At 65.9% G+C, this 6,440-nt stretch carries 7 protein-coding genes; all 7 read right to left on the bottom strand.

The window, feature by feature from the left end; all coding sequences use genetic code 11:
- The coding region (locus DBR22_RS10080) for a HipA N-terminal domain-containing protein (RefSeq protein WP_181365115.1) at positions 1 to 216 on the bottom strand (216 nt) is incomplete at its 3' end.
- On the bottom strand, positions 209 to 412 hold the full coding sequence (locus DBR22_RS10075) for a helix-turn-helix transcriptional regulator (protein ID WP_181365114.1): 204 nt from the start codon (positions 410 to 412) through the stop codon (positions 209 to 211). The genes DBR22_RS10080 and DBR22_RS10075, both read right to left, overlap by 8 nt.
- A 250-nt stretch (positions 413 to 662) precedes the next feature.
- The gene (gene ppsA / locus DBR22_RS10070; RefSeq protein ID WP_108598906.1) at positions 663 to 3,083 is read right to left on the bottom strand and encodes a phosphoenolpyruvate synthase; all 2,421 of its coding nucleotides are present in this window, start codon (positions 3,081 to 3,083) and stop codon (positions 663 to 665) included.
- Between the two features lie 145 nt (positions 3,084 to 3,228).
- A complete protein-coding gene (locus tag DBR22_RS10065) occupies positions 3,229 to 4,047 on the bottom strand; it encodes a pyruvate, water dikinase regulatory protein (protein WP_108598905.1) in 819 nt (272 codons plus the stop codon).
- Between the two features lie 82 nt (positions 4,048 to 4,129).
- A complete protein-coding gene (locus DBR22_RS10060; protein ID WP_108598904.1) occupies positions 4,130 to 4,450 on the bottom strand; it encodes a GYD domain-containing protein in 321 nt (106 codons plus the stop codon).
- Between the two features lie 270 nt (positions 4,451 to 4,720).
- Positions 4,721 to 5,395 (bottom strand): excalibur calcium-binding domain-containing protein, encoded by a 675-nt coding sequence (locus tag DBR22_RS10055; RefSeq protein ID WP_108598903.1) that lies wholly within the window; start codon positions 5,393 to 5,395, stop codon positions 4,721 to 4,723.
- 47 nt (positions 5,396 to 5,442) lie between these two features.
- Positions 5,443 to 6,440: GmrSD restriction endonuclease domain-containing protein (locus tag DBR22_RS10050; protein WP_219928103.1), on the bottom strand; the 998-nt coding region annotated here is incomplete at its 5' end.

Genomic DNA, 6,440 nt, shown 5'->3' with positions numbered 1-6,440 from the left:
GAAGAAGGCGGGAAGCGCGCCGCTGGGCGCTTCCACTGGTTCCGCGGCAAGGGGAAGGGTGGTGGCGACGGGCCGGCCACCTGAGGCAAGGTAATCGGGGCTGTAGGTGAAGGCAACACTGCCGCGGCCGGAGCGGTTCAGCTGGCCGGCCAGGACGCCCGCCTTGTAGACGTCGGCGCTGTCGATAAATTTCAGGCGCCGCAGGGCCTCAGTCATCGGTTGCCGTCAAGTGGAGCCCCACAGCGTTGGCTGCGGCGGCGACAGTCACCAGTGAAGGATTACCGGTTCCGGTTTCGATAGCGTGAATGGTCCGGGAGGATGTACCGATCAGATCGGCCAGAATTCCCTGTGTGATCCCTGCTTCCTTGCGGGCGCGTCGAATGCTGACACCGATGGCCTTAACGTCTTCCACGCTGGTGCCTTTCTGAAATATCTTGCCGATAGGACTCATTCCACCAGCAACTCTGCCTTACGCCTCACTAATCTGCAAGATATTTCTGAAATCTCAACGGATGGTAGTTACACGTCTCGACTCGGCCAAAATCGGCACTTTGTTTCCGATTTAGGGTGTCCGTGATCCCTCCTGCAAGGCCCCGCCTTAAAGCCGCGTGCCGCCGTCGGAATTCCCGACGGCGGCACGCAACTCAGTGAGTCAAAGGCGCTTAGTGCGCTCCCGCCACAGCCGGCGCGTCAGTCTCCGAGGCCTCGGCCGCGACGCCGGCAAGCCGCAGCCAGGTGTCCACCACGGTGTCCGGGTTCAGGGAGACGGAGTCGATGCCCTGCTCCACCAGCCACTCGGCGAGGTCCGGGTGGTCACTGGGGCCCTGGCCGCAGATGCCCACGTACTTGCCGCGCGCGCGGCAGGCCGTGATGGCCATGCTGAGGAGCTTCTTGACCGCGGGATCGCGCTCGTCGAACCCTGCGGACACGATCGCGGAGTCCCGGTCGAGGCCGAGGGCCAGCTGCGTCATGTCGTTGGAGCCGATGGAGAAGCCGTCGAAGTAGTCCAGGAACTCGTCAGCGAGCAGCGCGTTGGACGGCAGCTCGCACATCATGACCACTTCCAGGCCGTTCTCGCCGCGGCGCAGGCCGTTCTCGGCCAGCAGGTCGATCACGCCGCGGGCTTCGTCCAGGGTCCGCACGAACGGGATCATGAGCTTGACGTTGGTCAGGCCCATCTCGTTGCGGACGAAGGACAGGGCCTCGCACTCGAGGTCGAAGCAGTCGCGGAAGGACGGCTCCAGGTAGCGTGAGGCGCCGCGGAAGCCGAGCATCGGGTTCTCTTCGTGCGGCTCGTACGCCGGTCCGCCCAGGAGGTTGGCGTACTCGTTGGACTTGAAGTCGGACATGCGCACAATCACCGGGTGCGGCGCGAAGGCCGCGGCGATGGTGGACACCCCTTCGGCCAGGCGCTTGATGTAGTAGTCGCGCGGGCTGGCGTAGGCGGCGATCCGCTCCCGGATCTGCTCCTGGACGTCCGCCGGCTCGGTGTCCAGGTTCAGCAGCGCCTTGGGGTGGATGCCGATCTGGCGGTTGATGATGAACTCGAGCCGGGCCAGCCCCACACCGTGGTTGGGCAGCTGGGCGAACGTGAACGCCTGCTCCGGGGTGCCCACGTTCATCATCACCTTGACCGGCGCATCGGGCATTTTGGTGATCCCGGTTTCCTCCACCGTGAAGTCCAGCAGGCCCGCGTAGATGGTGCCGGTCTCGCCGTCGGCGCAGGAGACCGTGACCTCCAGCCCGTCGGACAGTGAGTCCGTGGCGGAACCCGTTCCGACGACGGCGGGGATCCCCAGTTCGCGGGCGATGATCGCCGCATGGCAGGTCCGTCCGCCGCGGTTGGTGACGATCGCGGAGGCGCGCTTCATGATCGGTTCCCAGTCCGGGTCCGTCATGTCGGCCACCAGGACGTCGCCGGTCTGGAACGCGGCCATCTGGTCGATGGCGGTGAGGATGCGGACGCTGCCGGCGCCGATGCGCTGGCCGATCGCGCGGCCCTCGGCCAGCACCGGGCCGGTCTCGTTGAGGCGGAAGCGGGTCTGGCTGCCGGGGGCGCGGCGGGACTGCACAGTCTCCGGGCGTGCCTGCAGGATGTACAGGCCGCCGTCGATCCCGTCCTTGCCCCACTCGATGTCCATGGGACGGCCGTAGTGGTTCTCGATGGCCACGGCGTGCCGGGCGAGCTGCTCCACGTCCTCGTCGCTGAGGCTGAAGCGGTTCCGCAGGGACGCCTCCACCGGGACGAAATCGATGGTGCGGCCGATCTCCTGGTTGGTGGTGTACGTCATCTGCAGGGCTTTCTCGCCCAGTCCCCGCTTGAGGATGGCGGGACGGCCGGCCTGCAGCGCCGGCTTGTAGACGTAGAACTCATCCGGGTTCACGGCACCCTGGACCACGGCCTCACCGAGGCCGTAGGAGGAGGTGACGAACACGGCGTCCTGGAAGCCCGATTCCGTGTCCATGGTGAACATGACACCGGAGGCCCCGACGTCGGAGCGCACCATCCGCTGGATGCCGGCGGAGAGTGCCACGTCGGCGTGCTCGAACTTGTGGTGCACGCGGTAGGCGATGGCGCGGTCGTTGTAGAGCGACGCGAAGACATCCTTGATGGCGGTGAGGATGTTCTCGATCCCGCGGACGTTCAGGAAGGTTTCCTGCTGCCCGGCGAAGGATGCGTCGGGGAGGTCTTCCGCCGTCGCGCTGGACCGAACAGCCCAGGAGAGGTCATCGGTGCCGCCGTGCTTCTCCACCAGTTCCTTGTAGGCGTTCCGGAGCTGCTCTTCGAAGTCCGGCAGGAAAGGCGTCTCGCGGATCAGGGTCCGGATCTCCTGCCCGGCGGCAGCCAGTGCCGTCACGTCATCGGTGTCCAGGCCCACCAGCCTGTCGACGATCCGCTGGTCCAGGCCGGAATCGGCCAGGAAGCGGCGGTAGGCATCCGCGGTGGTGGCGAACCCGTCCGGCACCTGGACGCCGGCAGAGGTGAGGTTCTGGACCATCTCGCCGAGGGAGGCGTTCTTGCCGCCCACCCGGTCCAGGTCCTTGAGTCCGAGTTCCGAGAACCACAGGATGTCTGTTGCCATAGTTACTGCTCCTTCGCAGAGGGTGTTGTGCAAGGGCCCTGCTCACGGCGGTGACCGGGTGAGGGCACAAATCCCCTCCACAGTGACAGGCAAAAGAGAGGCGCGCCACATGAGATGCACCACACTCAGTTTGTGAAAATTTTCCCTAATGCTTGAGGTTCATCCGCTGCAGGATGGTGGCGGCCATCTCCTCCACCGACACGCTGGCCGAGTTCAGGTACGGAATCCCGTGTAGCTCGTAGAGCCGCTCCGCGCTGCGCAGCTCGAAACCGCACTGCCGGAGCGAGGCATAGGGTGAGCCGCGGCGCCGCTCGGTGCGCACCTGGCTCAGCCGCAGCGGGTTGGTGGTCAGGCCGAAACATTTCGACACGAACGGCTTGAGTGACTTGGGCAGGCCCTCCCGCTCGAAGTCCTCCTCCACCAGCGGGAAGTTCGCAGCGAAGATCCCATGCTGCAGGGCCAGGTACATGGTGGTGGGCGTCTTACCGCAGCGGGACGGTGCCACCAGGATGACCTGGGCCTTCTCCAGCGCACGCAGGCTCTGGCCGTCGTCGTGCTCCATGGCATACTCGACGGCGGCCATGCGGGACTGGTAGCGCTCAGCGTTGCCCAGGCCGTGCGCCCGCCCGGGTTCCCCGCTCGCGTGGCTGCCCAGCGCCTGCTCCAGCTGGTCCACGTACGTCCCGATCAGGTCAACGATGATCCCCTGGCAGGCCGAGAGCGTCTGGCGGATTTCGCTGCTGACCGCCGTGGAAAAGACGAGCGGCGCCGGGCCGGTTTCCGCAGCGGCGTCGATGATGCCGACGACGGACCGGGCCTGGGCCACGGTGGTGATGAACGGAATGGTGATGCGGTCGAAATTGTTCCCGGGGAACTGGGTCAGCAACGTGTTGCCCAGCGTTTCCGCGGTGATGCCGGTGCTGTCCGAGAGGAAATAGACGGGCCGTAGAGCGTCAGTGGTCATTCCATGACTTTAGCGGGCACCCAGCCAGCGGGCCGCCGTCGCACCTTAACGACGGCTGGCCCGTTGACCACGTACCCAACGGCTACTGTCCCGGCGCCCGGTAGGACGGCGTCTTCTTCGCGGCTTCGTCGAGGTCTTCGACCGTCAGGAGTGGCTTCAGTCGAACGTTGACATTCCCCGTCGAGTTGATCAGCAGCGACAATGCTGCAGCACTTGCATCGTCCGGCGCCTCGAAAACGCCCAGGACGTCGTAGTAACCAAAAGCGTAGTAGAAGCTCTCCAGCGTTCCTCCGACGGATGTGAGGGCTTCCGTCAGGGCATCCCGCCGCTTGGTGCCGCCCTCCTGCATGAGCCCCTGGATTCCTTTGCCCACGTAAGTCGCTTCAAACAGATACTTCGGCATTGTTCTTCCCTCCTGTATTCGATTCCATCCGGTGCTCATCGCGCCGGGTGCCAGGATGACGTAGACACACAGAATCCTCCTCACCTGGCTCCATCGCGGTTCAGGAGCGGCCCAGATCCGGCCCCTCATTCCATGGAAACGGGGTATCCGAACCCCGTTAACGCAGAAACTATTCCGTTGGCTACGGGCAGTCAATACGCGCGGAAACGCACCGCCGTCGGAAGGTTCGACGGCGGTGCGCCGGCTGGGTGCCTCAGCCGAACGGGGAGGCTACTTATCGCAACCGATCCCGTCGCCGTCCCGGTCCAGATGCTTCCCGTAGCCGGGAGTACCTGCGTAAACCGGTGCCGCTCCTGCTTGGCGCGCCGCAGTGCAGTTCGGGAAGGGAACGGCTGCCGGTGCGGGCACGACCGGAGCCGGTGCCGGCACAACGGGAGCGGGCGCCACGGGAGCGGGCACTGCCTTTGCGGCCTGCTGAGCCGCCTGCGCGGCGGCCTGATCTGCTGCAGCCTTGTCGGCCGCGGCCTTATCCGCAGCGGCCTTCGCGGCCGCGGCTGCCTCGGCTGCCGCCTTGTCTGCAGCTGCTTTCTCTGCCGCAGCCTTTTCCGCCGCGATCTTGTCGAGGCTCTTGACCCCGAGGTGAACGGTGGAACCCTTCGCCGCGGACGCACCTCCGGTGGGGTCCTGGGACGTCACCTGCCAGTTCTTCTCCACAAGGATCGACTTGCCGTCCTCGGTGTCCACGGCCTCGACCTTGAATCCGAGGTCTTCCAGTTGATCCGTGGCTTTGTCCAGGGTCAGATTCAACACACCCGGAACCGTGACACTTGCAACAACCTCGGCCACTGCGGTCACAGCTTCGGCCGGCTGCGCCGCCGGCTTCCCGCCGCCGCATCCGGTCAGCATGAGGCCGGCCAGCACAACTAATGTCAGAGTTTTCTTCATTTTTCCCCCTTGGAAATTGTTTGAAACAGTGGAGTGATGGAACAGGTCTAGCTCTCGCAGGCCACGCCGTCGGAGTCGCGGTCCAGAGCAGCGCGGTAGCCGGCCTGGCCCGCGTAAATCGGTGCGGCCCCAGCGGCTTTGGCAGCGGAGCAGTTGGCGTAGTAAGCGGCCGCCGGCGCCGCAGATGCCGGCGCGGGCACTACCGGGGCAGGTGCCACAGGTGCCGGAGCCGGCACAACCACAGCTGGTGCAGGAGCCGGCGCAACAGCGGCAGGCGCAACAGGCGCCGGAGCGGGCTGGGGGGCCACCGGCGCCGGCGGGGCGACCACCGGCGGCTTCTCATTCGTCGGTGCCAGCTGCCCCGAGCAGTCCGCCAGGATCCTGGCCATCGCGTCATGTTCCGCCTGGGTCACCCACAGGCTGTAAGTGGCCTTCACCGAAATCTGACGCGCAACATACTCACACCGGAAGCCCTTGTTCGGCGGCAGCCAGGTGGCCGCATCGCCGTCGCCCTTTTTCATGTTGGTGGGGCCGTCCGTGGCCTGCAGGTTCAGCGGATCATTGGCGAACGCCGTCCGCTGTTCCGTGGTCAGCTGCTGTGCACCCTTCTGCCAGGCGTCGCTGAGGGCCACCACATGGTCGATCTGCACCGCGGTGCTGGTGGCGGAACCGCGGAGGAAGTTGATGGTGGTACCGGTGTAGGGGTCAGCCAGTATCCCTGACTGCACCTTGCACGGGACGCTGTTCGTGAAGGTGAGGCCCGTCAGGTCACGCTTCAGGGTGTCGTTGCGGGTATCGCAGCCGTTGCGGTCCACGTCCAGCCAGGCCTGCCCGAACAACGCGCGGTCGTAGCCCGACTTTGGCGCCCGGCCCTTGATGGGAAGGCTGGCCAAGAGATCAAGCGCCGTGGTGGCGAAGGCGGGCTGCGCTTTCGGTGCCGTGGCACTGACCCCCTGTGCCAGTGCGTTCGCGGATTCCGGATCCAGCGGAGCGCCGGTTTCCCGGGCGGTCGGAGCGGACGACGGCGCCGGCGCGGCCGTGGCGG

Origin of the sequence: Arthrobacter sp. HMWF013, assembly GCF_003061105.1 — a bacterium.
In the GTDB taxonomy this organism is placed as follows: Bacteria; Actinomycetota; Actinomycetes; order Actinomycetales; family Micrococcaceae; genus Arthrobacter.
Note: the sequence above shows the minus strand (reverse complement) of the source record. Positions and strands in the feature narration are given on the sequence as shown.

Bases quoted from the DNA above. Each gene is read 5' to 3' on its own strand.
- ppsA (WP_108598906.1), bottom strand. From the start codon at position 3,083: ATGGCAACAGACATCCTGTGGTTCTCGGAACTCGGACTCAAGGACCTG.
- DBR22_RS10065 (WP_108598905.1), bottom strand. From the start codon at position 4,047: ATGACCACTGACGCTCTACGGCCCGTCTATTTCCTCTCGGACAGCACC.
- DBR22_RS10060 (WP_108598904.1), bottom strand. From the start codon at position 4,450: ATGCCGAAGTATCTGTTTGAAGCGACTTACGTGGGCAAAGGAATCCAG.
- DBR22_RS10055 (WP_108598903.1), bottom strand. From the start codon at position 5,395: ATGAAGAAAACTCTGACATTAGTTGTGCTGGCCGGCCTCATGCTGACC.